This is a genomic window from Ralstonia sp. 1138, assembly GCF_040544795.1.
Taxonomy (GTDB): domain Bacteria; phylum Pseudomonadota; class Gammaproteobacteria; order Burkholderiales; family Burkholderiaceae; genus Ralstonia; species Ralstonia flatus.
Window position 1 is genome coordinate 273,582 of sequence record NZ_JBEPKQ010000004.1, and the last position, 24,570, is coordinate 298,151.

22 protein-coding genes are annotated in these 24,570 nt (G+C 63.7%); 2 read left to right on the forward strand and 20 right to left on the reverse strand.

The window, feature by feature from the left end:
- Positions 1-7 precede the first annotated feature (7 nt).
- The 8 genes from truB to ABIC76_RS18920 all read right to left on the reverse strand — a co-directional run bounded on the left by truB (position 8) and on the right by ABIC76_RS18920 (position 10,540).
- Positions 8-964, reverse strand: a complete 957-nt coding sequence (gene truB, locus ABIC76_RS18885) for a tRNA pseudouridine(55) synthase TruB (protein ID WP_102067044.1) — start codon at positions 962-964, stop codon at positions 8-10.
- A gap of 2 nt (positions 965-966) precedes the next feature.
- The gene (rbfA, locus tag ABIC76_RS18890) at positions 967-1,338 is read right to left on the reverse strand and encodes a 30S ribosome-binding factor RbfA (protein ID WP_004626422.1); all 372 of its coding nucleotides are present in this window, start codon (positions 1,336-1,338) and stop codon (positions 967-969) included.
- 128 nt (positions 1,339-1,466) lie between these two features.
- Positions 1,467-4,361 (reverse strand): translation initiation factor IF-2, encoded by a 2,895-nt coding sequence (infB, locus tag ABIC76_RS18895; protein WP_102067043.1) that lies wholly within the window; start codon positions 4,359-4,361, stop codon positions 1,467-1,469.
- A gap of 62 nt (positions 4,362-4,423) precedes the next feature.
- Positions 4,424-5,899 (reverse strand): transcription termination factor NusA, encoded by a 1,476-nt coding sequence (nusA, locus tag ABIC76_RS18900; RefSeq protein WP_027677577.1) that lies wholly within the window; start codon positions 5,897-5,899, stop codon positions 4,424-4,426.
- Complete coding sequence (rimP, locus tag ABIC76_RS18905; RefSeq protein WP_354535063.1) at positions 5,896-6,384, reverse strand: ribosome maturation factor RimP; 489 nt, start codon at positions 6,382-6,384, stop codon at positions 5,896-5,898. The genes nusA and rimP overlap by 4 nt, the downstream gene beginning before the upstream one ends.
- 208 nt (positions 6,385-6,592) lie before the next feature.
- Complete coding sequence (locus ABIC76_RS18910; protein WP_354535064.1) at positions 6,593-8,377, reverse strand: pseudouridine synthase; 1,785 nt, start codon at positions 8,375-8,377, stop codon at positions 6,593-6,595.
- Between the two features lie 90 nt (positions 8,378-8,467).
- Positions 8,468-9,310, reverse strand: coding sequence for an SMC-Scp complex subunit ScpB (gene scpB, locus ABIC76_RS18915; RefSeq protein WP_354534896.1), 843 nt, complete (start codon positions 9,308-9,310; stop codon positions 8,468-8,470).
- Positions 9,311-9,796: 486 nt separating this feature from the next.
- Positions 9,797-10,540, reverse strand: a complete 744-nt coding sequence (locus ABIC76_RS18920; RefSeq protein WP_354535065.1) for a sulfite exporter TauE/SafE family protein — start codon at positions 10,538-10,540, stop codon at positions 9,797-9,799.
- Between the two features lie 179 nt (positions 10,541-10,719).
- On the opposite strand from ABIC76_RS18920, the gene fnr reads away from it, so the two are divergent.
- Positions 10,720-11,448, forward strand: coding sequence for a fumarate/nitrate reduction transcriptional regulator Fnr (gene fnr / locus ABIC76_RS18925; protein WP_081785303.1), 729 nt, complete (start codon positions 10,720-10,722; stop codon positions 11,446-11,448).
- A 21-nt stretch (positions 11,449-11,469) separates the two neighbouring features.
- Here the strand turns inward: fnr and ABIC76_RS18930 are convergent, their stop codons facing one another.
- The 9 genes from ABIC76_RS18930 to ABIC76_RS18970 all read right to left on the reverse strand — a co-directional run bounded on the left by ABIC76_RS18930 (position 11,470) and on the right by ABIC76_RS18970 (position 19,559).
- Entirely contained in the window at positions 11,470-11,724 is a 255-nt protein-coding gene (locus ABIC76_RS18930; RefSeq protein ID WP_004626404.1) for a hypothetical protein, read from the reverse strand.
- Positions 11,721-11,948 carry a hypothetical protein gene (locus ABIC76_RS18935; RefSeq protein WP_354534897.1) on the reverse strand — a complete coding sequence of 76 codons (228 nt, stop codon included), beginning with the start codon at positions 11,946-11,948 and terminating at the stop codon, positions 11,721-11,723. The genes ABIC76_RS18930 and ABIC76_RS18935 overlap by 4 nt, the downstream gene beginning before the upstream one ends.
- Positions 11,949-11,983: 35 nt before the next feature.
- Complete coding sequence (gene ccoG, locus ABIC76_RS18940) at positions 11,984-13,447, reverse strand: cytochrome c oxidase accessory protein CcoG (RefSeq protein ID WP_354534898.1); 1,464 nt, start codon at positions 13,445-13,447, stop codon at positions 11,984-11,986.
- Positions 13,444-14,367 (reverse strand): cytochrome-c oxidase, cbb3-type subunit III, encoded by a 924-nt coding sequence (gene ccoP, locus ABIC76_RS18945; protein ID WP_343549518.1) that lies wholly within the window; start codon positions 14,365-14,367, stop codon positions 13,444-13,446. The genes ccoG and ccoP overlap by 4 nt, the downstream gene beginning before the upstream one ends.
- 12 nt (positions 14,368-14,379) lie before the next feature.
- Positions 14,380-14,562: a cbb3-type cytochrome oxidase subunit 3 gene (locus ABIC76_RS18950; protein ID WP_027677586.1), complete on the reverse strand. Its 183-nt coding sequence runs from the start codon at positions 14,560-14,562 to the stop codon at positions 14,380-14,382.
- A gap of 3 nt (positions 14,563-14,565) precedes the next feature.
- Positions 14,566-15,249, reverse strand: a complete 684-nt coding sequence (ccoO, locus tag ABIC76_RS18955) for a cytochrome-c oxidase, cbb3-type subunit II (protein ID WP_102067038.1) — start codon at positions 15,247-15,249, stop codon at positions 14,566-14,568.
- A 10-nt stretch (positions 15,250-15,259) separates the two neighbouring features.
- Entirely contained in the window at positions 15,260-16,717 is a 1,458-nt protein-coding gene (ccoN, locus tag ABIC76_RS18960; RefSeq protein ID WP_354534899.1) for a cytochrome-c oxidase, cbb3-type subunit I, read from the reverse strand.
- Positions 16,718-16,812: 95 nt separating this feature from the next.
- The gene (ccoS, locus tag ABIC76_RS18965) at positions 16,813-16,992 is read right to left on the reverse strand and encodes a cbb3-type cytochrome oxidase assembly protein CcoS (protein ID WP_027677589.1); all 180 of its coding nucleotides are present in this window, start codon (positions 16,990-16,992) and stop codon (positions 16,813-16,815) included.
- A gap of 11 nt (positions 16,993-17,003) precedes the next feature.
- Positions 17,004-19,559: a heavy metal translocating P-type ATPase gene (locus ABIC76_RS18970; protein WP_354534900.1), complete on the reverse strand. Its 2,556-nt coding sequence runs from the start codon at positions 19,557-19,559 to the stop codon at positions 17,004-17,006.
- A gap of 176 nt (positions 19,560-19,735) precedes the next feature.
- Here ABIC76_RS18970 and ABIC76_RS18975 point away from each other — a divergent pair, with 176 nt between their 5' ends.
- On the forward strand, positions 19,736-20,578 hold the full coding sequence (locus ABIC76_RS18975; protein ID WP_102067034.1) for a 2-phosphosulfolactate phosphatase: 843 nt from the start codon (positions 19,736-19,738) through the stop codon (positions 20,576-20,578).
- A gap of 27 nt (positions 20,579-20,605) precedes the next feature.
- Here the strand turns inward: ABIC76_RS18975 and zapE are convergent, their stop codons facing one another.
- The 3 genes from zapE to odhB all read right to left on the reverse strand — a co-directional run bounded on the left by zapE (position 20,606) and on the right by odhB (position 24,568).
- On the reverse strand, positions 20,606-21,703 hold the full coding sequence (gene zapE, locus ABIC76_RS18980) for a cell division protein ZapE (RefSeq protein WP_102067033.1): 1,098 nt from the start codon (positions 21,701-21,703) through the stop codon (positions 20,606-20,608).
- A 101-nt stretch (positions 21,704-21,804) separates the two neighbouring features.
- Positions 21,805-23,241: a dihydrolipoyl dehydrogenase gene (lpdA, locus tag ABIC76_RS18985; protein WP_027677593.1), complete on the reverse strand. Its 1,437-nt coding sequence runs from the start codon at positions 23,239-23,241 to the stop codon at positions 21,805-21,807.
- Positions 23,242-23,308: 67 nt separating this feature from the next.
- Positions 23,309-24,568 carry a 2-oxoglutarate dehydrogenase complex dihydrolipoyllysine-residue succinyltransferase gene (gene odhB / locus ABIC76_RS18990; protein ID WP_027677594.1) on the reverse strand — a complete coding sequence of 420 codons (1,260 nt, stop codon included), beginning with the start codon at positions 24,566-24,568 and terminating at the stop codon, positions 23,309-23,311.
- Positions 24,569-24,570 lie beyond the last annotated feature (2 nt).

Here is a 24,570-nt window from a genome sequence, read left to right on the forward strand (position 1 = left end):
GAGCGGCTTAAAGATGCACGAGCCGCTCCGGCCGGAGCACACCGCCCTGCCAGGCAGCCACCCCGAGCAGCGACGCAGCGGCATCCGCTGCCATCGCGTCGCGCACGCCGTAGACGCGCACTTGGTCCGCATTCGGCAACGCCAATCGCAATGGCAGGCGCTGACCATGCAGGAAGCGACGGCTCTCTTCCGCATCCAGCTCCACGCGCGGCAGCGTCTGCAGCAGCGCATCGACCGGCGCCAGCAAGTCGGTGCGGGTATCTTCAGCTGCAGCGTCCAACGCTTCGAGCGTGACAGCACCGCTCAGCGTCAGGTTGCCTACCTGCGTGCGACGCAGCGCAACCAGATGTGCGCCGCAGCCCAGCGCCTCGCCAATGTCTTCACCCAATGTGCGGATGTAGGTCCCCTTGCTGCAGGACACACGCAACGTAATCGTCGGCTCGGCCGACTCCAGATCCGTCCCCAGCACGTCAATCGCGTGGATCGTGACCCGCCGCGCAGCGCGTTCCACCGTCTGCCCCGCGCGCGCGTATTCGTACAACGGCTTGCCGTCTTTCTTCAACGCAGAGTGCATCGGCGGCACCTGATGGATCTCGCCGACAAAGCGCGCGATGACGGCCTGCAGTTGCTCCCGCGTGACGGATACCGGGCGCTCACTCAGCACCTCGCCTTCCGCATCCGCAGTACTCGTCTTGATACCAAGGCGCACGATGGTCTCGTACGTCTTGTCCGCATCCAGCAAGTCCTGGGAAAACTTGGTCGCCTCACCAAAGCACAGCGGCAGCAATCCCGTGGCAAGCGGGTCCAGCGTACCGGTATGCCCCGCCTTCTTGGCCCACAGCAGGCGCTTGGCTCGGATCAGCGCATCGTTGCTCGACCAGCCGATCGGCTTGTCCAGCAGCAACACACCGTGCACCTCGCGACGCGGCGGCTTCTGTGGCTTGGGCGCATGTTGCTCAGCCATCTTCAGTCGTCTTTGGCGCGCGTGGCGTTGGCCTCGTCGATCAGTCGCGACATCTCGATACCGCGCTCGACCGAACCGTCAAAGTGGAAATGCAATGTCGGCACCGTGTGGATGTGCAGGCGCTTGAACAACAGCGAATGCAGGTAACCCGCCTTCTCGTTCAGGATGGCGCCGGCGACTTCCGGCTCGGCACCGAGCACCGTGAAGTAGATCTTGGCGTGCGCGTAGTCAGGCGTGAGCGTGACGGATTGCAGCGTCACCAGACCCATGGCCGGGTTCTTGATTTCGCGCTGGATCAATTCGGCCAGATCACGCTGGATCTGATCAGCGATGCGCACATTGCGGCCAGCGGCCGATCCCGATTTCTTCGGCATAGTGTGTTTCCTCACGTGGCCGCCGCCAGCACGCGCCGACGCAGCCCAAAAAGACAAAACGGTGGCGCGGGACGCGCCCGGGCCACCGTCGCAAATCGAACCGGACACCGCAGCGTCCGGCCAACGTATTACAGCGTACGCGCCACCTCGGTGATCTCGTAGATCTCGAGTTGGTCGCCTTCCTGAACGTCGTTGAAGTTCTTGATCGACAGGCCGCATTCGAAGCCTTGCTTCACTTCCTTCACATCGTCCTTGAAGCGCTTGAGCGAATCGAGTTCGCCCGAGAAGATGACCACGTTCGCACGCAGCACCCGCACCAGCGAATTGCGCTTGACGAAGCCGTCGAGCACCATACAGCCGGCCACCGCGCCAACCTTCGGCACGTGGAAGACTTGACGCACCTCCACCAGGCCCGTCGTCTCTTCGCGCTTTTCCGGCGACAGCATGCCGGACATTGCCGCCTTCACCTCATCCACAGCGTCATAGATGATGTTGTAGTAGCGAATGTCGATGCCCTGATGCTCGGCCAGCTTGCGTGCGCCCGCATCGGCCCGCGTGTTGAAGCCGATGATGACGGCCTTCGACGCGGTTGCCAGGTTGACGTCCGACTCGGTGATACCACCCACGGCGGCGTGCACGACCTGCACACGCACTTCGTCGGTCGACAGCTTCTGCAGCGAGTGCACCAGTGCTTCCTGCGAACCCTGCACGTCTGCCTTGATGATCAGCGGCAGCGACTTCACGTCGCCTTCGCTCATCTGCTCCAGCATGTTTTCCAGCTTCGCAGCCTGCTGGCGCGCCAGCTTCACATCGCGGAACTTGCCTTGGCGGAACAGCGCGATTTCGCGTGCCTTGCGCTCGTCCGGCAGCACCAGCACTTCTTCGCCGGCGCCCGGCACTTCCGACAGACCCTGGATTTCCACCGGGATCGACGGACCGGCTTCCTTCGCCGGCTTGCCGTTTTCGTCGAGCATGGCACGCACGCGGCCGTAGGCCGTGCCCGCGAGCACCACGTCGCCGCGCTTGAGCGTACCGCTCTGCACCAGCACCGTAGCGATCGGGCCCTTGCCCTTGTCCAGCTGCGCTTCCACCACCAGACCCTTGGCCGGCGCGTTGACCGGCGCCTTCAGTTCCAGCACTTCGGCTTGCAGCAGCACGTTTTCCAGCAGGCTGTCGATGCCTTCGCCAGTCTTGGCGGACACCGGCACGAACGGCACATCGCCGCCGTACTCTTCCGGAATCACGCTCTCAGCCACCAGTTCCTGCTTGACGCGGTCGGGGTTGGCTTCTGGCTTGTCGACCTTGGTGATCGCCACCACGATGGGCACCTCGGCCGCCTTCGCGTGCGCGATGGCTTCCTTCGTCTGCGGCATGACGCCGTCGTCGGCCGCCACCACCAGGATCACGATGTCGGTTGCCTTGGCACCGCGTGCACGCATGGCCGTGAAGGCCTCGTGACCCGGGGTGTCCAGGAACGTAATGACGCCGCGATCGGTTTCGACGTGATACGCGCCGATGTGCTGCGTGATGCCACCGGCTTCGCCCGCCGCGACCTTCGCACGACGGATGTAATCCAGCAGCGAGGTCTTGCCGTGGTCGACGTGACCCATCACGGTCACGACCGGCGGACGGGTTTCAGCCTCGGCATTGGTCGGCTCTTCCACGCCGCCAATCAGCAGCGCTTCCGGATCGTCCAGCTTGGCCGCGACCGCCTGGTGGCCCATTTCTTCGACCACGATCATCGCGGTCTCTTGGTCCAGCACCTGGTTGATCGTGACCATCTGGCCGAGCTTCATCATCTGCTTGATGACTTCGGCGGCCTTGACCGACATTTTGTGCGCCAGATCGGCTACGGAGATGGTTTCCGGCACGTGCACTTCACGCACGACCGGCTCGGTCGGTGCCTGGAATGCATTGCGGTTGTCGTCGCCATGACGGTTACGCCCGCCCTTGGAGCCAGAGCGCCAGCCATCGGCACCACCGCCGGTGTCGCCGCGCGTCTTCAGGCCGCCGCGCTTGCCGGTACGGTTGTCGTCTTGCCAACCGGACTTGCCACGACCGCCCTTCTTGTCACCCGACGGCGAGCTAGGCGCAGCCGCAGCAGGTGCCGGGGCAGCCGGCTTCTTGGCAGCCGCAGCCGGGCGTGCTTCGCCAGCCGGCTTGACCGGCTTGTGCAGCGTGCCCGATTGCTCGGCCTTCTTGACCTCTTCAGCCTTACGCTCGGCAGGCGTCTTCAACACGCGGGCCGGGGCGCTCATCATTTCGCGGATGGCGCGGGCTTCGGCTTCGGCAGCTTCGCGGCGCTTACGTGCAGCGTCTTCCTCGGCCTTGATCTTGTCCGCAGCAACGCGCGCTTCGTCAGCGGCCTTCTGTGCGGCCTCACGCTCGCTTGCCAGACGTGCAGCGTCCTCCTCGGCCTTGCGGCGCGGGGCTTCGTCCGACGCTTCAGCGGCTGCACGCGCGGCAACGGCTTCCTCTTCCGCCTTCTTGGCGGCGAGTTCAGCCTGACGCTTCTGCTCGGCTTCGGCGGCTTCCTGGCGGGCGCGGCGCTCGGCTTCCTCGCGCTCCATCGCTTCCTGGCGCGCCTTCAGCTCGGCTTCCTGACGGGCCAGCAATTCGGCCTGGCGGCGTTGTTCTTCCTCGCGACGCGCGATTTCCTCGGCATCGACCACTGGTGCGGCCTCTGCGGCTTCCGATTCAGCCTGTGCGGCGTTCGGCTCATCACGCTTGACCAGCACGCGCTTCTTCTTGACTTCCACTTGCACGGTGCGCGTCTTGCCGGTGGCGTCCGCCTGGCGGATTTCGCTGGTTTCGCGCTTGGTGATCGTGATCTTCTTGCGCGCGCCATCCTCGGCGCTGCCGTGTGCTCGCTTGAGATAGTCGAGCAGACGGGTCTTGTCCGATTCGGTGATGACGTCTTCCGGCGTCGCCTTTTGCACGCCCGCGGCCTGCAATTGTTCCAGCAGCGCCGATGCGCTACGGTTCAATTCGCCAGCGAGTTGGGCAACTGTTGTGCTTGCCATTCAAACCCTTTCGATGCTTGGTTTCAGTGAGGATTGCGATAAACGATCAACGTTTATGCGACTCACGAAAACCAGTGTTCACGCGCCTTCATGATCAGCGCCTTGGCTTGTTCTTCGTCGACGCCGGTCATCTCGACCAATTCGTCCACGGCCAGCTCGGCCAAGTCGTCACGCGTCTGGATGTTCCCCTCGGCCAGCTTGCCGATCAGCTCCGGGGTCAGCCCCTCGAGGTCGCGCAGGTCTTGCGACACCTTCTCGACCTTTTCTTCCTTCGCCAGCTCCATCGTCAACAGCACGTCGCGAGCGCGGTTGCGCAGCTCGTTGACGGTGTCTTCGTCGAACGCTTCGATTTCCAGCATTTCCTGCAGCGGCACATAGGCCACTTCCTCGAGCGAGCTGAAGCCCTCTTCGATCAGGATGTCGGCAACCTCTTCGTCCACGTCCAGCTTCGCCATGAACAACTGACGAACGACGGAGCTTTCTTCAGCCTGCTTCTGCGCAGATTCAGCCGGCGTCATGATGTTGATCTGCCAGCCGGTCAATTCCGACGCCAGGCGAACGTTCTGGCCGCTACGGCCGATGGCCACGGCGAGGTTCTCCTCGTCGACCACCACGTCCATGCTGTGCTTTTCCTCGTCCACGACGATGGACTGCACTTGCGCCGGAGCCAGCGCGCCGATCACGAACTGCGCCGGGTCTTCCGACCACAGCACGATGTCCACCGCTTCGCCGCCGACTTCGTTACGCACGGCGGTCACACGCGTGCCGCGCACACCGACGCAGGTACCGATCGGATCAATGCGCTTGTCGTGTGCAACGACCGCGATTTTCGCACGCACGCCGGGATCGCGCGCGGCGGCCTTGATCTCCAGGAGGCCCTGTTCCATTTCCGGCACTTCGTTTTCGAAGAGCTTGATCAGGAACTCGGGGCAGGTGCGGGACAGCTCGATCTGCGGGCCGCGTGCTGTGCGGTCGACATTCAAGATATATGCGCGGACGCGGTCGCCCGTGCGCAGGTTTTCCTTCGGGATCATCTGGTCGCGGGCCAGCAGCGCCTCGACGCGGCCGGTTTCAACGATCAGCCCCTTCTTGTCGGCGCGCTTGATCGTGCCGGTCATGACCTTTTCGCCACGATCCAGATAGTCGTTCAGGATCTGCTCGCGCTCGGCATCGCGGATACGCTGCAGGATCACCTGCTTGGCGGCCTGCGCGCCGATACGGCCGAACTCGACCGATTCGATCTGCTCTTCGACGAAATCGTCGACGTCGAGGTCAGGGTTCTGCTCCTTGGCTTCGAACAGCAGAATCTGCTTGTCCGGCTCCTGCAGGCCTGCATCGTCGGGAACGACGAGCCAGCGACGGAAGGTTTCGTGTTCGCCCGACTCACGGTCGATCGCCACGCGCACATCCACGTCTTCTTCAAAGCGCTTCTTGGTTGCCGAAGCCAATGCGGCTTCCAGCGCCCCGAACACCACATCCTTGTCGACGTTTTTTTCGCGCGCAAGCGCATCGACGAGCAACAGAACTTCGCGGCTCATTGCTTGTTCCCTTTGTTTCGATTTCCTTTGAAGTCCAGCACGGGCACCAGCCGGGCGCGGTCGAGTTCCGACAGCGTGAATTCCAGCAGCGCGGGGCCTTCCTGGCCCTCAAACTCAAGGCCGATGCGTTCCTGGCCTGGCTCGCCCGTCGGAGCCTGAATGATTCCCGTGAAATTCTTTTGCCCGCCCACTGGCAAGCGCAGCGTCACCTTGGCGTCAAGGCCGGCGAAGCGGGTGAAGTCGGCCAGCGTGCGCAGTGGGCGGTCCAGCCCCGGCGACGACACTTCCAGCCGTTCGTAGTTGACGTTTTCAACTTCGAACACACGCGTGAGCTGATGGCTCACTTTTTCGCAATCTTCAATGACGATGCCGTTCTCTGCCTGATCGATATACACGCGTAGCAGCCCGGCGGGCGCGCGCTCCACTTCCACCAGCTCGTAACCCATGGCGGCGAGGGTTTTCTCAATCAGATCAGTCAGATGCACGTTTTTCCTGAAGAATTTCCCGGTATGGCCAACCTGCCGAAGCAAAAAAAAAATGGGCGCAACGCCCATATCATTCGCCCATCTTCTACAGGATGACTTTTGATTAGACTCACATTGTAATACGTCTCGAGGCAAAACGCAAAAATTGTCCAGAAGCCGCCACAAAAGGGGGCGCTGCGACGGATGCCGCACACAACGCCCGCATTTCTTAGCGCTTACCGCCTCGCTTGCCACCGCCGCGCGGCGCCTTATTGCCATTCGGCATGCCACCGCCGCCCTTTCCAGGGCGTTTGTTACCCGGCGTGCGATTGCCGTCTCGCATCCCACCGCCGGCAGCGCCTCCACGGCCATTCGGACGCTCGCCCATGCGGGTGCGTGCCGTCAGCGTGGTCGGGCCGCCCACATTGATGTAACCCATGGAGGTTTGCATCGGATCGGGCTGGCGCGGGCTGGACGGACGGCGCTGCGCGGGTTGCGCGCGATTCCCGTTCTCGATGCCCATACCGCGTGACTGGAAGTTCGCTTCCCCGGCAAAACCGGACGACATCGGCCCCATCAGCACCGGCGCGGGCCCACGGCGACGGTTGCCCGGGCGATCTTGTCCACCGCTAGAACTCGCCGTCGGCACCTTCATGCCCAGCGTGCCCATCAGCGTACGCACATCCTCTGCCGACACCTCCTGCCAGCGGCCGCGCTTGAGGCCGCGCGGCAGCACGAAGCTGCCATAGCGCGTACGGATCAGGCGTGACACGGTCAAATTGACCGCCTCGAACATGCGTCGGACTTCACGATTCCGGCCTTCGGTCAGAGCCACGTGGTACCAGTGGTTGACACCCTCGCCGCCGCCGTCGACGCAGCGCAGGAAGTTCGCTTCGCCGTCCTGGAGCGGGATCCCGTGCAGCAGCTTCTGGCGGTCGGTCTCAGTCAATTCGCCGAGCGTACGCACCGCATATTCACGTTCAACGCCATAGCGCGGGTGCATGAAACGGTTGGCGATGTCGCCGGAGGTCGTGAAGATCAGCAGGCCTTCGGTGTTGAAGTCGAGGCGACCCACGGCGACCCACTTGCCAGTCTTCATGCGCGGCAATGCATCGAACACGGTCGGACGGCCTTCCGGATCGGACTGGCTGACGATTTCACCGGCCGGCTTGTGATACAGCAGCACGCGCGGCGGTTTGTTCGGCAGCTTGCGCTGGATGAGCTTGCCATTCACGCGCACCTGGTCGGTCGCGAGAATGCGTTGGCCGATGTGGGCCGGCAGACCATTCACGGAGACGCGACCCTGCAGGATCAGATCTTCCATGTCGCGGCGCGAACCCAGCCCAGCATCAGCCAGGATCTTGTGCAGCTTGGGCGCGTCGTCGTCCGAAGTCAGTTCGCGCGTCTTTGGAGGCTGCGATGCGCCGCCGGTGTCGGCCTCCGAGTCATACGCACCGGAAATCACGTATTGGAAGACGTCTTCGGAGCCCTTGCCGCCCTTCGGCCCCTTGCCGCCGCGATTCTGGTTCTGGCCGCCCGCCTTGCCTTGCGGTTTGCCGTTGCGGTTCTGCTGCTTGCCACGACCGCCGGCGTTCTTGCCAGCTGCGCCTTCCGTGCGCTCGGCGCGCTCGGCACGTTCTGCCGGCTGGCCTTCGCCCTGGCGACGGCGGTTCTTGCCGAAACGGCCGCGCGGGCCACGTCGCTCGCCCCCTTCGGGGGGCGCCTGTTCCGTAGGAGCGGCGCCTTCTGCGGCAACGGCCGCCGGCTCGCCGGCGCCGGCTACCTCTTTAGGCTTGCGTGCCCGGGGGGCGCGGCTCTTGCGCGGTTGCGCAGCTTGGCCGGCGTCTGCGGCACCCGCCTCAGCCACTTCGCCTTCGGGGCGACCATCCTGCTGCTGGCGGCGGGAAGCCACGAGGTTGCGCAAGCCGCGGCGCAATCCCTTGCGACGAGGCGCGGCCTCAGTCCCGTCACCGCCGTCTTGTCGCGGCGGCTGAGCGTCGGCGTCGGCCGGCATACGTGTATCCATGGAATCTGGCTGAGTGCTCACAACGTCTTTCAAATCTAGGGGTTCAAACCATGCGCCGACTGCGCGGCGGACATGGTGTTACGAATGTTCATTGGCAGGAGCCACGGGTGGCTCGGCCGGTGTTTTGTGTTCGTCTTCGGACGCGACTTCGGTCGCCCTCACCGCCTGCGATTCGGCCTCCAGAGACGATTCCTGGCCCGCGACCACCTCAGACTGCGCCGGCGCTTCAGCAACCACCTCGACAGGCGCCTCGGCCACCGGCAATTCTGAGGTTTCCGCCACCGAAACGTCTGTGCTTTCGGCACCTTCCGGCGCGTCGTTGACCATCGCCGTCAACTCTTCCACTGCAATTGCGCCGCCCTCGAATTCGATGGCGCCCTGCTCGAGCAGGCTTGCCTGCGCCTGCGCGCGGGCATCTTCCAGCGGCGGCAGCTCGTCCAGCGAGCGCAGGCCGAGGTCGTCGAGAAACTGCTTGGTCGTCGCATACAGCGCAGGACGGCCCGGCACGTCACGATGACCGATGACCTCGATCCAGCCGCGGTCTTCAATCTGCTTGATGACCTGCGTGTTGACCGTCACGCCGCGAATGTCTTCGATATCGCCGCGCGTCACCGGCTGGCGATAGGCGATGATCGCCAGCGTTTCCATGACGGCACGCGAGTACTTGGGCGGCTTTTCCGGATGCAGGCGATCGAGATACACACGCATCTCGGGGCGGCTCTGCAAACGCCAGCCGGAGGCCAGCGCAACCAGTTCGACACCGCGATTGAGCCAGTCCTGGCGCAGCTCTTCGAGCAGCACACGGATGGTGTCTGCGGAAACATCTTCGTCGAACAGCTTGCGCAAGTCATTGACTCGCAACGGGTCCTGCGCGCAGATCAGCGCGGTCTCGAGGACGATCTTCGCCTCTTGGGTATTCATCGGGTTGAGCGGCTCGTCATTGCTCGCGCGCGGCAAGTCGCCGTCACGCTTGAGGTTTGTCGTCCCACCGCGAAGCACGCGGCATTTCTGAATGCTGTTGCCCACCCGGGCCTGGCGCGCGAAGGCCAATTATTCAATTGGGCCCTGCACCGAAACGCAGTGACTATGCCCGCAAAGTAGGGCCGGAGGAGCGAGTTGATCCGGTGCCGGTCAGGCACCACAAGGGCAATTTCTTCCGCCGCCATGGGGACGGATACTGCGCCGGACGACTGTCAACGAAGAATGGCAGCCCGCCCGAATCGACTGTCCAGGGTGACTTTACCGCTGGATGGCATCGCTTGGCGCCGCGCTTGGGATTGTTAATGTGCGCGGGTGGCGAATCGAATTGTTGTCGATTGTAGGGCAATTTCCCGCGGCGCCGCAACCGGGAAGATGTCCTAGCCGCCCGTCCCAGGCAGGATGGCGATTTTCGCGTGCTTTAAACGCCTACAGCACCAGACAGAAGCCGTGTGCGTTGAGCATCTCCGGCAGCCAGATCGCGTGCGCCAGCCCCCAGATCCCGAACACGGCGATAGCGACGCCCGCAGCTCCGCGCGCCCACCGCTGCCGCGACAGGCCGCGCAGCCAGCCGGCCAGACCGGACATCATCAATAGATTGGGCAGCGTACCGGCACCAAAGGCGAGCATGACGACAGCCCCGGACGGGCCGTTGCCTGCCAACAACGCCACGGCCAATGCGCCGTAGACCATCCCGCACGGCACCAGGCCCCAGGCCAATCCGGTGATATACCGGCGCAGCAACGGCGGCCGACGTTGCAGCCTGCCGCCCAGCGTGCCCGCCACCCGGGACAGCGCGCCGGCGACGCGACCAAGCAGCCGCTCAATCCACACGCTGCGCCACGTATCGGAGGCGGAACGCACGAGCAGCAGAACCCCGTAGGCAAGTAACAAAGCGCTGGCAAAGGCAAACAAGCCGCGCTGGATCGGTAGCCATTGCTGGCGCCAGATGGTCGCGCCCATCGCTCCCATGATGGCGCCGAGCAACGCATACGTGGTCAGCCGCCCCGCATGCATGACGACCTGCTCGAACCACAACCGGCGACGCGACACAATTCGCACCGACACGGTCCCGCGTTCCGCCGCCAGTGCGATACCGCTGCACATCGCCAGACAATGCACACCGCCGAGCAGTGCAATCAGAAAAACACTCAGAAGCGCCGCGGCACTCATCTTTTTGACGCTCTTTTGATATGGGCTAAGGTTTTCGTTTTGCTGTGGCGAACTCAGCGTAATTGACGCGTTTTGCCGCATCGGAAATGTCCGACGGCAAGAAGGTCGCCGTTATAATAAGTTGAGTTGCACCACAAGAATTACTCATTTCACTTTCTCGAAATCCAGTCGCCCCGCCCGTGCTCACTCGAATCGCACTTACTGACCAAGCCTCGCGCTGCTCCACCTGCGTACTCGGACAAATCTGCCTGCCGGTGGGAATGAACTCCGACGACGTGCGCAAGATGGACGATTTGGTCGGTGAGCGCATCCGCATTAAGAAAGGGCAATCGCTCTATGCTTTGGGCGAGCCGCTTGAAGCCGTGTACGGCATTCGTTTCGGCACGCTCAAAACCCATCTGACGCTTGAAGACGGCCGTCACCAGATCACGGGATTCCACCTGCCAGGTGAAATCGTCGGGCTCGATGGCATTGGCGATATGCGCCATGTGTCGGACGCGACTGCGCTGGAAGACACCGAAGTCTGCGTGGTGCGTTACGACGAGCTGCAGCAGCTTTCGCGCCGACTGCCTTCGCTGCAGCATCAGTTCCTGCGCATCATGAGCAAGGAAATCTCGCAGGATCACCTGATGCTGCTCACACTGGGGTCCATGCGCGCAGAAGAACGTCTCGCGGCTTTCCTGCTCAATCTTTCCAAGCGTTCGGCGCAGCGCGGATATTCGTCGACCGAATTCGTACTGCGCATGAGCCGCGAAGAACTGGGCAGCTATCTGGGTCTCAAACTGGAAACCGTCAGCCGCCTGTTTTCGCGCTTTGCTGAAGCGGGCCTCATTCAGATCCGCCAACGCCACGTCAAGCTGATCGACCTGGCCGGCCTGCGCCAGGTGATGAGCGGTCAGGCCGCCTAAGTTACCGTCCATGGCACCCGCTCACACGAGCGGGTGTTCGTGCGCTTCCAGTTTGCCGATACCCGGCGATACATAGAGCGTCAGCGCGCTCGACAATCCGCACAGCAACCAGAACACAAAGAACGACACGGTGTAGACCGCCTGGGCCGACACCGTGATCTGCTCGCCGAAGAAGCGCAGGTCGGCAGGGTCCACCACTGCGAAGACCACAAGCTCAGCCAGCGCGGCCGACAGAAAAGCCGGCCACAGAATCCACATCAGCAGTCGACGCTTCATCGGGCCTCCGCGGGCATGGCATGCGCGGGCGCGGCAGCCGGCTTTTCGACGACCAAACCGCGCCGCACAACGTTATCGTGAATGACGGCATCCAGATGCGAAGCCGCCAGCCAGATCGTCACGCCACAGCCGATGATGGCAACGAACGGTCCGGCCATCAGGAGCCACGGCCAGGGCTCACGCCACCAGGGGCGTGCGGGTGCTGAAGTTTGCGTTGCGTGCATCGTTGCCTCCTGTTGGAGATGCCGCTCGTGCCACGCTAGCGCGGCACGATGAAGCTTGAGGGCTCGCGCAGCACGAGGCTGCCATTGCCGTGATCTGCCTGAATGACGAAATGGATCTTGTGCGAACCAGGCGTTGCGTCGTCAGCGGGTCGACGCACGCGCACCGGCACCAGACGATTGGCGGCAGGCGGCAATTCCAGCGTGGTCGATTCGCCTCGACCGCCTTCCACGTCCAGTTCCGGCATGCCTTCTGCGGTGATGGTCACGCGCATGGGCTGCTCGGAGGCGTTCATCAACTGCAGGCGGTAAACGTTCTCGATCTTGCCGCCATCCACTTCGCGCGCAAGTGCACCACGATCGCGGATCACATCCACCTTGAGCGGCTGACGCATCATCAGGGCCACGATGAAGCCAATGATGAGCGCGAGCATGATCGCGCTGTAGATCAGCACGCGCGGGCGCAACAGATGCCGGCGCGCCTCTTTCGGGCTGAGCCGATCGTGCATGGCCCGCTCCGATGTATAGCGGATGAGGCCGCGCGGGTAGCGCATCTTGTCCATGACCTGATCGCAGGCGTCGATGCATGCGCCGCAGCCAATGCATTCGTACTGCAACCCCTGGCGGATATCGATGCCGGTTGGGCACACCTGCACGCAGATGCTGCAGTCGACGCACGAGCCCAGGCCCTGCGCTTCGAAGTCGGCGTTGCGGGAGCGGCTGCCACGCGGTTCGCCCCGCTGCGTGTCGTACGTGACGACGTAGGTATCGGGGTCGACCATCACGCTCTGGAAACGCGCGTACGGGCACATGTAGCGACACACCTGCTCGCGCATGAAGCCGGCGTTGCCCCATGTGGCGAAAGCGTAGAACAGCATCCAGAACGTTTGCCACGGGCCGAGAGAAAGCGTCCACGTCTCCATGCCGAGATCGCGGATCGGCGTGAAGAAGCCAACAAAGGTGAAGCCCGTCCATAGCGCGATAAGAATCCACGCAGAATGCTTTGCGGCTTTCAGGCGAAACTTGCGCAGGCTCCAACGCTCACCGTCGAGGCGGATGCGGGCAAAGCGGTCACCTTCGACATGCCGCTCGATCCACATGAAGATCTCGGTGTAGACCGTCTGCGGGCAGGCATAACCGCAAAAGAGCCGCCCTGCCACCGCAGTGAACAGGAACAGCCCCAACGCCGACAGCACCAGCAGCACCGTCAGGTAAATCACGTCCTGCGGCCATAACACGAGGCCAAACAGGTAGAACTTGCGTGCGCCCAGGTCAAACAGCACGGCTTGGCGACCATTCCACTGCAGCCACGGCAAGCCATAGAAGATGGCCTGCGTGGCCAGCACCAGCCAGACGCGCCAACGCGCAAACGCCCCGGTCACGGCGCGCGGATAGATCTTGCGCCGGACCTCATAAAGCATTTGCTCGGTCGGCGCGTCCTCGGCGCCCGCCGCCGCAACGGCGGGCGTCATGGGGCGCCAGGCTGGTTCTTTGTCGCTCATTGCGCGTGGCTCGTGTTGCTATTGGAGAGGCCCCAGACATAGGCCGCCAGCATGCGGATCTTCTCCGGCGAGAGCAGGTTTTCGTGTGCCGGCATCGTGTTGTCGCGGCCCTTGAGGATGGTCTCGACGATGGTCGCTTCCGAACTGCCGTACAGCCAGACGCGGTCGGTCAGATTGGGAGCGCCGAGCGCCTGATTGCCCTTGCCGGTTGCCATGTGGCAAGCCGCGCAGACCGACTTGAACGTTGGCTCGCCCCGCGCTGCCTTGATCGGGTCATACGACAGGCCCGACAGCGAGCGCACGTAGTTCGCCACGTTGACCGCCTGGTTGCCGTCCACCACCGCCGCCAGCGACGGCATGACGCCGTGACGGCCCTTGGTGATCGTGGTCAGGATGGTGTCGGGCTCGCCGCCGTACAGCCAATCGCCGTCGGTCAGATTCGGAAAGCCCTTCGAGCCGCCGGCATCGGAGCCATGGCACTGCGCACAGTTGTTCAGAAACAGGCGCTGGCCAATCTCATGGGCCTGCGGGTCGGCGGCGATCTGCTTGATGTCCATGCCGGCATAGCGCTCGTAGAGCGGGCGGACCTGCGCATCGGCGGCCGCACGCTGCGAGGCCAGCTCGCCGCGTGTGGAGAAACCCAGCACACCGCCATATGCGCCCAAGCCCGGGTACAGGATCAGGTATCCCAGCGCAAAGATGCACGACAGCAAGAACATCCACATCCACCAGCGCGGCAGCGGATTGTTCAGTTCGCGCAGATCGCCATCCCAAACGTGGCCGGTATCTTCACCGGCGCTCTGTCCGGGTGCCACTTGAATACGCCGCTGGGAGAACAGCAGCCAGATGCACCACACGATGCCGACCAGGGCGATCGCTGCGATGTAATACCCCCAGAACTCCGAAATGAAGTCGCTCATGATTCTGTGTCCTTATTGATGCGGGCGCGACGCGTCTGCGCGCGCACCGGCGACCTCGGCCTCATCGGGCAGCAGGAACGGCAGCATGGCCGATTCCGCATTGGCGGCGCGACGATGCGCGGAGAATGCCCACCACGTGATGCCGACGAACAGCACGAGGAAGACGGCAGTCGCAATTGCACTCAGCATGGCCATGGCTTACTCCTTGGCAGCAACGGTGGCGGGTGCAGCAGCCGGCGCGGCAGCCACATCCCGGACGTTGCGCAGTTCAAGGCCCAGCCCTTGCAGATAGGCGACCACGGCGTCTTCTTCCGTCTTGCCGACCAGTTGCTCGCGCGCTCCGGCAATCTGCGCATCCGTGTACGGCACACCAAGCTGGCGCAGGACGTGCATCTTCTTTTCGATGTCGCTGTTGTCCAGCGGCGTCTTCGACAGCCACGCATACGACGGCATGTTCGACTCGGGCACCACCTCACGCGGATCACGCAGGTGAATGCGATGCCAGTCATCCGAGTAGCGTTGGCCCACGCGCGCCAGGTCCGGACCCGTGCGCTTGGAACCCCACAGGAACGGATGGTCGAAGACCGATTCACCCGCCAGCGAATAGTGGCCGTAGCGCTCGGTTTCGGCGCGCAACGTACGCACCTGCTGCGAGTGGCAGCCAACGCAGCCTTCGCGAATGTAGATGTCGCGCCCCGCCAGCCGCAGCGGTGAATACGGTGCGATGCCCTTGACCGGCTCAGTGGTCGAATGCTGGAAGAACAGCGGCACGATCTGCACCAGACCGGCAATGCTGACCACCACCAGGGTCAGCACGATCAGGAAGCCGATGTTCTTTTCGAGCGTCTCGTGCGAGAAAAACTTGTTGGATTGATTGCTCATGTTCCCCTCCTCACTGTGCCGCGACCATCGGGGTCTGGGCGGGTTGAGGAATCGGCGCATCGATTGCCTTGCTGCCCTGGATGGTCTTGAACACGTTGAACGCCATCAGCAGCATGCCGCCCAGGAAGCACAGGCCGCCCAGCAACCGAATCAGGTAGAACGGGTACGTTGCCTTAACGGCCTCGACAAAGCTGTAGGTGAGCGTGCCGTCGGCCTCGGTGGCACGCCACATCAGGCCTTGCATCACGCCGGCCACCCACATGGCGGCGATGTAGAGCACCACGCCAATGGTCGCCACCCAGAAGTGCACCTCGATCAGGCGCGTGCTGTACATCTTCTGCTGGCCGAACAGGCGCGGAATCATGTAGTACATCGAGCCGATGGTGATCATCGCGACCCAGCCCAGGGCGCCGGAGTGCACGTGGCCGATCGTCCAATCGGTGTAGTGCGACAGCGCGTTGACGGTCTTGATGGACATCATCGAGCCCTCGAACGTCGCCATGCCGTAGAACGACAGCGCCACCACGAGGAACTTCAGGATCGGATCCGTGCGCAGCTTGTGCCAGGCACCCGAGAGGGTCATGATCCCGTTGATCATGCCGCCCCACGACGGCGCCAGCAGGATCAGCGAAAACACCATGCCAAGCGACTGAGCCCAGTCCGGCAACGCGGTGTATTGCAGGTGGTGCGGGCCCGCCCACATGTAGGTGAAATTCAGCGCCCAGAAGTGCACGATCGACAGGCGGTACGAATAGATCGGACGCTCTGCTTGCTTGGGCACGAAGTAATACATCATGCCCAGGAAGCTGGTGGTCAGGAAGAAGCCCACCGCGTTGTGGCCGTACCACCACTGCACCATCGCGTCCTGCACGCCGGCATAAGCCGAATACGACTTCCACAGCGACACCGGCAGCTCGGCGTTGTTGACGATATGCAGCAGCGCGATGGTGATGATGTAAGCGCCGAAGAACCAGTTGGCCACGTAGATGTGCCGGGTCTTGCGCTTGATGATGGTGCCGAAAAACACGATCGCATAAACCACCCACACCACGGTGATGAGAATGTCGATCGGCCATTCGAGTTCGGCGTACTCCTTGGAGCTTGTGATGCCCAGCGGCAGCGTAATGGCCGCGGCCACGATCACCGCCTGCCAGCCCCAGAACGTGAAGGCGGCCAACGTGTCGGAAAGCAACCGCACCTGGCACGTGCGCTGAACGATGTAGTAAGACGTCGCAAACAGCGCGCTGCCGCCAAAGGCAAAGATGACGGCATTCGTGTGCAGAGGACGCAGCCGGCCGTAGGTCAACCACGGCACTCCGAAATTCAATTGCGGCCAGATCAACTGGGCCGCGATCAGCGCACCGACCGCCATACCGACGATGCCCCAGACGATCGTCATGATCGAGAACTGGCGGACAACGCGGTAGTTGAAGGTCTGGGTGGGCTGCAACGCGCTGGACGATTGCATGCTTGCTCCCCAAGATAGTTGGTGTGATGTGGTCATGTTAAGAACCAGGCCGCTGGAGGGCCTTGACGTGCATCAAGGCAACCCGGCCAATGTGGTTAAGCAGTTCCGTTGTGCGACACTGCGTCGCGTGTGGGGGTATCGGGGTCCAACAGAATCGATTCGGCGGGTGCCTTGAGATCGTCGTACTGCCCGGAGCCGACCGCCCACCAAAGCGCACCCACGATCGCCACCACGAGCATCAGCGACAGTGGAATCAGCAGAAACAGCGTTTCCATGGCCTCTCCTTCTAAGTCGCGCGCGAAAGGCGCCATGCGTTGAGCGCCACCAGCAGCGATGACACCGACATACCGATGCCCGCCGCCAACGGAGACAGCCACCCGAGGGTGGCCAGCGGAATGCTGATCGCGTTGTAAGCGAAGGCCCAGCCGAGGTTCTGGCGCACCACCCGCAATGCGCGGTGACCAATCGACACGGCTTCGCTGATGGCGAGCAGCCGGGGCTCCGTGAGAATCGCGTCCGCGCCTGCCTGGGCCAGTGGCGCACCGGATCCGATGGCGATGGAGACCTGCGCCTGCGCAAGCAGCGGCGCGTCGTTGATGCCGTCACCCACTGCCAGCACGCGGGCGCCGTTTGCCTGCAGCTTGCGCACGTAGGCGCGTTTGTCTTCGGGGCTTGCGCCGCCGACGGCGTGGTCGATGCCGAGTCGGTTGGCCCACCAGTGCACAGTCTCAGGCGCATCACCGGAAACGAGATGCAAGCACAAGCCCTGTGCACGAAGCGCACTCAGGCAGGCAGGCGCATCGGCACGCGGCGTATCGGCCAGCGTGAAGCGCGCAAGCGGCTCACCATTGCGCCCGAGCCAGACCGAGGTACATGCAGCCGCGGGCGGCACCTCCTCCATGGGCGTTTCCGTGCTGTAGCGGGTGGAAGTGATCGTGTGATTTGCGTATTGCCTCGCCGCAAACGACTGCGTGCCCAACCGCATCAATTGGTGACGGGTCATGGCATACACGCCCTGCCCCGGTACGTTGGTCACCGACCCCAAGGTGGGCAACGGCATTGCATCTGATGCGGCGGCCCGCAACGACTGGGCGATCGGATGGTTCTCGGATTGCTCCATCGCGCAAGCCAATGCGAGGCAGTCCTCTGCGTCGAGGTCGGAGAAGGTCTCGATGCTGAGCAGGCGCAGGCGCCCCTCCGTGAGCGTGCCGGTCTTGTCGAGCAGCACGTCCGTAGCGGCCGCCAGGCTCTCGATGGCGTGACCGCGCGTGACCAGCACACCGCGCCGGGCCAGCGCGCCACTGGCAGCAGCCAGCGCAGACGGCGTGGCCAGCGACAGCGCGCATGGACAACTCACCACCAGCACCGCCACGGTGACGGCAAACATGCGTGTCGGGTCGATCCACCACCACGCAATCGCAGTCAGCAAGGCCCAGCCAAGCAGCACAGCCACGAATCGCCCGGCCACACGATCGGCGAGTTCCGCCATGCGCGGTTTGTCCGTCAAGGCGCGTTCAAGCAGATCGACGATGGCGGCAAGGCGCGTCTGGGTGCCCACGCGGTTCACACGCACGCGAATGGCGCTGACAACGTTGTAACTGCCGGCGAGCACGGTCGCGCCCACGTCGCGCGGACGCGGCACGCTTTCGCCGGAGAGAAGCGATTCGTCGACCTCGGTGGTGCCGTGTTCGATGATGCCGTCTGCAGGCAGGACTTCACCGGCGCGCACCTGCACGCAATCGCCTGGCTGCAAGGTCGCGACGGGGATGGTTTCCAGCGCACCGCTTTCGGCATCGATGCGCCGGCAGGTGGCCGGCAACTGACGCACCAACGCTTCGGCGCCCGACGCTGCGCTTTGCCGCGCACGCAGCTCCAGATAACGCGCCGCGAGCAGGAAAGCGACGAACATCGTCACTGAATCGAAATACGTTTCACCATGACCGCGCACGGTGGCGACTACGCTGGCAACGAACGCTGCGCCAATGCCCAGCGCCACGGGCACGTCCATGCCGACGTGCGCATGCCGTACCTGCCGCCACGCGTTGATAAAAATGGGCCGTGCAGAGATCAGCACCACCGGCACCGTCAGCAACAGGCTCGCCCACTGCATCAGGCGCGTCTGGCTCACGGGGATGTCGCCGCCGTGCAGGTACACCGGCCATGCGTACATCATCACTTGCATCATCCCCAGCATGGCCAATCCCAAGCGGATCAGCAGGCTGCGCCGTTCCCGCGCCTCGGCAGTGCGGCGGGCGGATGGCTGGTCGGGCCAGGCTTCATATCCGACGTCGGCGATGGCGGCAAATACCGCGGACAACCGCATCGCCCCCGCATCTGCGACGATGCGCGCGCGCTCCGTGGCGTAATTGACGGTGCTCTCGCGGATGCCGGGCACTTGCGAAAGCGCGCGCTCGATCAACCAGACGCACGCAGCGCAACGCATGCCGCTGATGGCAAGCGAGAGTTCTTCTGCGCCGTCAGCACGCTTGCGCACGAAGCGCTCGCGCATGACGGGCAAGTCGTACGTCGCCCAAACCGCTTCGGCTTCGGCGCGGCGGTCACCTTCGATGGGTTTGGCAAAGGCAATTGGGCCGTCATAGACGTGGCCCATGCCGGAGGCGTGCAGCGTTTGCGCGACTGCCTGGCAGCCGGCACAGCAAAATTCTCGAGATGTGCCGCCGACATCTGCGTAGACCGCAGAGGCGCCATCGAGCGGCGATGCGCAGTGATAGCAGGTGGCGTGCGACGCGCCAGCCCCGCTCGGACCAATAGGCGAGCCTGAGCCGGCAACCGGTGCAGTTGGATGCGCGGCCGGGTGGATGGGGGCGAATGTCGTCGTCATTATGAGGACGATGCTAGCCAGCATCCCCCTGCCCGCCCTTGATGCGCGTCAAGCGACCGGCAATAAGAACACACGCGACATGCGACCCTCAGCGCACTCGCAGCAGCCTGCCTTTCCCATAAAAACACAGGCCGCCTATAGTGAAGAGCTGCACCAGCCAAACAGGAGGGCGCGACATGGCAACCGAATTCAGCCTGTACAACATCCACTGCGAATGGGGCGAGCACGGGGCGTCCGCGCTGGCGCCGCATTGCGACGCCGTCATCGTGGTGGACGTGCTCTCTTTCTGCACCTGTGTGGATGTGGCCGTGGCGCGCGGGGCACGCATCTATCCGTACCCATGGCGCGACGCCAGCGCCGAGACCTTCGCACGCCGCGCCGGCGCCATGCTGGCGGGCTGCAACCGCGGCCAGGCAGGCTATACGCTCTCGCCGGCGTCGCTGCGGGAATTGCCGATGGGCAGCAGCCTGGTCCTGCCGTCGCCGAATGGCGCGACGCTGGCACTCGCCACCGGATCGACACCCACCTTTGCGGGTTGCCTGCGCAACGCGCGCGCCGTCGCAGAAGCGGCTTCGCGGCTGGGCCGGCGCGTGGCCGTGGTGGCCTCAGGAGAACGCTGGGCCGACGGCAGCCTGCGCCCGGCCCTGGAAGATTGGCTCGCAGCCGGTGCGATCGTGCATCACCTGTCGGAAACCGTGGCAGGGTTCCTGCCGCAAGCCCTGTCCCCCGAAGCACTCGCCGCCCGTGCTATCTATCGGGAGGCGTCGCAGACCGGCATGATGAAAGCGTGGTTGCTCGATTCCGTGTCGGGCCGCGAACTGTGCGAACGCGGCTTTACCGAAGACGTGACCATGGCGTCGCAAACCGATGTGAGCAACGTCGCGCCCATGCTGGTGGAAGGCGCGTTCCGCAACGTCAATCGCAAAACCGAGCGCCTGCCGCAGGATTTCTTTGGCGCAAGCCTGCGGCCCTCGCAGGCACCGCCGTCGCACCGCAACCCGCCGCCGACATCACCCTAAGCCCCAGGGGTGCGGGACAAGGCGAGGTTAGGTCAGCGACGTATCCACCTCGCGGCGAGGTGCCTCGAGGTATTCGCGCGACTGCATCTCGACGATGCGCGACACAGTGCGCTGGAATTCGTTGGCCATCTGGCCTTCGGTGTACAGCTCGTCTGCCGGCACCTCCGCCGACATCAGCAGCTTGACCTTGTGGTCGTAGAACACGTCGATCAGCCACGTGAAGCGGCGCGCTTCGGACGCCATGCGCGGCGTCATCTTGGGCACGTCGGCCAGGATGACGGTGTGAAAGCGCGAGGCGATTTCCAGGTAATCGTTCTGTGACCGCGGCCCCCCGCACAGCGTGGCAAAGTCAAACCACACCACACCGCCGGCCTTACGGGCTGCCCGGATCTCACGATGCTCGATGCGCAGCACCGGCGACTCGTCCGGCACGCCGGCCACCGCCGTAAATGCATCGCGCAACGCCGAGTTGGCCTTCGCGCCCAGCGGCGTGTAGTAGGCCTGCACCTGCTCCATCGCGCGCTTGCGGTAATCGACGCCCGCGTCGACGTTGAGGACGTCGAGCTTCTCCTGCAGCAGCGCAATGGCCGGCAGCACGCGCTCGCGGTGCAAGCCGTCCGGATACAGCAAGTCGGGTCGATAGTTGGACGTCATCACAAACTGCACGCCGTTCGCAAACAGCTGATCGAGCAAGCGGTGCAGGATCATTGCGTCGGCAACATCGCTGACGTGGAATTCGTCAAAGCAGATCAGGCGGTAGCGCTTGGCGATGCGGCGGGCCAGTTCGTCCAGCGGATCGGCACGCCCGCGCAACTCTTCCAGCTGCCGATGCACTTCCCGCATGAACTCGTGAAAGTGCAGACGCGTCTTGCGCACCAATGGCACGCAGCTATAGAACGCATCCATCAGGAACGACTTGCCGCGCCCCACCCCGCCCCACATGTAGACGCCACGCGGCAAATCGGGACGCACGAGCATCTTGCGCAGCGCATTCGACCGCCGGGCCTTGTACGCGACCCATTCGTCGTAACACCGCTGCAGGCGGTCGACGGCGCGTTGCTGCGCTTCGTCGGGCTGATAGCCACGCGCCTTCAGTTCCTGTAGGTAGGTTTCCTGGACGTTCATCTGCTTGATGTGCTTGGGGCACCGTTTGCGGGCCCAAATGGACCAATGCCCGGCAATCTTGTGGATTCACCGGGCATCGTGCTTGCCTTGCGGCTTGCGATTTACATATTGAGCTGACGCTTGTCGACGGCCAGCGCAGCTTCGCGCATCACTTCCGACATCGACGGGTGCGGGTGGCAGATACGGCCGATGTCTTCGGCTGCAGCCTTGAACTCCATCGCCACCACGGCTTCGGCAACCAGGTCCGAGGCGTTGGCTGCGACGATGTGCACGCCCAGGATTTCATCGGTCTTCGCATCGGCGATGACCTTCACGAAACCGTCGGATGCACCCATGCCGAGCGCACGGCCGTTGGCCAGGAACGGGAACTGCCCAGCCTTGATCTCCCGACCTTCAGCCTTGAGTTGCTGCTCCGTCTTGCCCACCCATGCGATTTCCGGATAGGTGTAAATGACCCACGGAATGCAGTTGTAGTCGATGTGCGGCTTCTGGCCGACGATGCGCTCGGCCACGGCCACGCCTTCGTCTTCTGCCTTGTGCGCCAGCATCGGGCCGCGTACCACGTCGCCGATCGCCCACAGGTTCGGCAGCTTGGTCGCGCAGTGCTCGTCCACTTCGATAAAGCCACGCTGATCCGCCGCCAGGCCGATCGCTTCCAGGCCCAGGTTGTCGGTGTTCGGCACGCGGCCGATCGACACGATCAGCTTGTCGCACTCCAGCACTTGCGCAGCGCCGGCAGCGTCGGTGTAGTTGACCTTCACGCCCTTGGCAGACGATTCGATCTCGCCGACCTTCACGCCGACGTTGATCTTCAGGCCCTGCTTGGTCAGCAGCTTGTTGGCTTCCTTGGCCACCGATTCGTCAGCCGCACCGAGGAAGCTCGGCAGCGCTTCGAGGATCGTCACTTCTGCACCCAGACGGCGCCACACCGAGCCCAGCTCCAGGCCGATCACGCCAGCGCCGATCACGCCCAGCTTCTTCGGCACTTCGGCAAACTTCAGTGCGCCTTCGTTGTCGGCAATGGTCACGTTGTCGACCTTCACGCCCGGCAGATGGCGAGCCTTCGAGCCCGTGGCGATGATCACGTGCTTGGCAGTCACGACTTCCGTGCCGGCCTTGCCCGCGATCTCGACCTGATAGCCGGCGTCGGTCTTGCCGACGAACTTGCCGTGGCCCTTGAGCAGCGTCACCTTGTTCTTGCGGAACAGGAACTCGATGCCCTTCGTCATCTTGCCGACGATGTCGTCCTTGCGCTTGAGCATCTTGGCCACGTCGACCTTGACGCCATCCACCGTGATGCCGTGGTCGGCCAGGTGGTGGTTCACGTTCTCGAACTCTTCCGACGAGGCCAGCAGCGCCTTCGACGGAATGCAACCGACGTTCAGGCAGGTGCCACCCAGGCGGGGCTCGCCCTTTGGATCGTCATAGGGGTTGTCTTCGCAGCAGGCCACGTTCAGGCCCAGCTGGCCAGCGCGGATGGCGGCGATGTAGCCGCCGGGGCCGGCGCCGATTACCAGCACGTCAAATTCTTTGCTCATGGAGAAATCCTCGATTCGGACGCCGCCGCGCAGCGTGGGCGGCGTCTCGTGTCATCAACGCGGTCGATTAAAGGTCCAGCAGCAGGCGGGCCGGGTCTTCCAGCGCTTCCTTCATGGCCACCAGGCCGAGCACGGCTTCGCGGCCGTCGATGATGCGGTGGTCGTAGGACATGGCCAGGTAGTTCATCGGGCGAACCACGACTTGGCCGTTTTCCACCACGGCGCGATCCTTGGTGGCGTGCACGCCCAGGATGGCCGACTGCGGCGGGTTGATGATCGGGGTCGACAGCATCGAGCCGAACGTGCCGCCGTTCGAGATCGAGAACGTACCGCCGGTCAGGTCGTCCAGCGTCAGCTTGCCGTCCTTGGCCTTCTGGCCGAATTCGGCAATCTTCTTCTCGATATCGGCCAGGCTCATCTGGTCGGCATTGCGCAGGATGGGCACTACCAGGCCACGCGGCGAGCCGACAGCGATACCGATGTCGAAGTAGCCGTGGTAGACGATGTCGTTGCCGTCAACCGATGCGTTGATGACCGGGTACTTCTTCAGCGCGTGGACAGCCGCCTTCACGAAGAACGACATGAAGCCCAGCTTCACGCCGTGGGTCTTCTCGAACTGATCCTTGAACTTGGCGCGCAAGTCCATCACCGGCTTCATGTTGACTTCGTTGAAGGTGGTGAGGATGGCGTTGGTCGATTGCGACTGCACCAAGCGCTCGGCGATACGGGCACGCAGGCGGCTCATCGGCACGCGCTCTTCCGGACGGTCGCCCAGGGCGGCGAAGTCCACCGGCGCAGCCACTTGCTGCAGCGCCGGACGTGCGGCTTGCGGAGCGGCAGCAGCAGCCGGCTTGGCGCCACCAGCCACGGCACCCAGCACGTCGCCCTTGGTGATGCGGCCATCGCGGCCCGTGCCGGCCACTTGGCCAGCCGACAGGTTGTTCTCAGCCATCAGCTTGGCGGCCGACGGCATCGCCACGCCACCTGCTGCAGCGGCGGCCGGAGCGGCAGCAGCCGGTGCCGGCGCCGGAGCAGCAGCTGCGGGAGCCGGCGCAGCAGCTGCCGGAGCAGCGGCGCCTGCTTTGCCTTCGGTGTCGATCTTGGCCAGCAGCTGTTCCGACGTCACGGTTGCGCCGTCCGCCACCAGCACTTCAGCCAGCACGCCAGCCGACGGGGCCGGCACTTCCAGCACGACCTTGTCGGTCTCGACTTCGATCAGGATTTCATCCTGGGCCACGGCCTCACCCGGCTTCTTCTTCCAGGAGATCAGCGTGCCTTCTTCAACGGACTCGGAAAACTGCGGGACCTTGACTTCAACGATAGCCATTT

Excerpts from the sequence above, each read along its gene's own strand:
- ccoN (WP_354534899.1), bottom strand. The coding sequence starts at position 16,717 with ATGCAATCGTCCAGCGCGTTGCAGCCCACCCAGACCTTCAACTACCGC.
- rbfA (WP_004626422.1), bottom strand. The coding sequence starts at position 1,338 with ATGCCGAAGAAATCGGGATCGGCCGCTGGCCGCAATGTGCGCATCGCT.
- nusA (WP_027677577.1), bottom strand. The coding sequence starts at position 5,899 with ATGAGCCGCGAAGTTCTGTTGCTCGTCGATGCGCTTGCGCGCGAAAAA.
- ccoO (WP_102067038.1), bottom strand. The coding sequence starts at position 15,249 with ATGAGCAATCAATCCAACAAGTTTTTCTCGCACGAGACGCTCGAAAAG.
- ABIC76_RS18935 (WP_354534897.1), bottom strand. The coding sequence starts at position 11,948 with ATGCACGCAACGCAAACTTCAGCACCCGCACGCCCCTGGTGGCGTGAG.
- ABIC76_RS18910 (WP_354535064.1), bottom strand. The coding sequence starts at position 8,377 with ATGCCGGCCGACGCCGACGCTCAGCCGCCGCGACAAGACGGCGGTGAC.
- ccoP (WP_343549518.1), bottom strand. The coding sequence starts at position 14,367 with ATGAGCGACTTCATTTCGGAGTTCTGGGGGTATTACATCGCAGCGATC.
- ABIC76_RS18975 (WP_102067034.1), top strand. The coding sequence starts at position 19,736 with ATGGCAACCGAATTCAGCCTGTACAACATCCACTGCGAATGGGGCGAG.
- ccoS (WP_027677589.1), bottom strand. The coding sequence starts at position 16,992 with ATGGAAACGCTGTTTCTGCTGATTCCACTGTCGCTGATGCTCGTGGTG.
- ABIC76_RS18950 (WP_027677586.1), bottom strand. The coding sequence starts at position 14,562 with ATGGCCATGCTGAGTGCAATTGCGACTGCCGTCTTCCTCGTGCTGTTC.
- truB (WP_102067044.1), bottom strand. The coding sequence starts at position 964 with ATGGCTGAGCAACATGCGCCCAAGCCACAGAAGCCGCCGCGTCGCGAG.
- lpdA (WP_027677593.1), bottom strand. The coding sequence starts at position 23,241 with ATGAGCAAAGAATTTGACGTGCTGGTAATCGGCGCCGGCCCCGGCGGC.
- zapE (WP_102067033.1), bottom strand. The coding sequence starts at position 21,703 with ATGAACGTCCAGGAAACCTACCTACAGGAACTGAAGGCGCGTGGCTAT.
- ABIC76_RS18930 (WP_004626404.1), bottom strand. The coding sequence starts at position 11,724 with ATGAAGCGTCGACTGCTGATGTGGATTCTGTGGCCGGCTTTTCTGTCG.
- infB (WP_102067043.1), bottom strand. The coding sequence starts at position 4,361 with ATGGCAAGCACAACAGTTGCCCAACTCGCTGGCGAATTGAACCGTAGC.
- ABIC76_RS18920 (WP_354535065.1), bottom strand. The coding sequence starts at position 10,540 with ATGAGTGCCGCGGCGCTTCTGAGTGTTTTTCTGATTGCACTGCTCGGC.
- odhB (WP_027677594.1), bottom strand. The coding sequence starts at position 24,568 with ATGGCTATCGTTGAAGTCAAGGTCCCGCAGTTTTCCGAGTCCGTTGAA.
- ABIC76_RS18970 (WP_354534900.1), bottom strand. The coding sequence starts at position 19,559 with ATGACGACGACATTCGCCCCCATCCACCCGGCCGCGCATCCAACTGCA.
- scpB (WP_354534896.1), bottom strand. The coding sequence starts at position 9,310 with ATGAATACCCAAGAGGCGAAGATCGTCCTCGAGACCGCGCTGATCTGC.
- ccoG (WP_354534898.1), bottom strand. The coding sequence starts at position 13,447 with ATGAGCGACAAAGAACCAGCCTGGCGCCCCATGACGCCCGCCGTTGCG.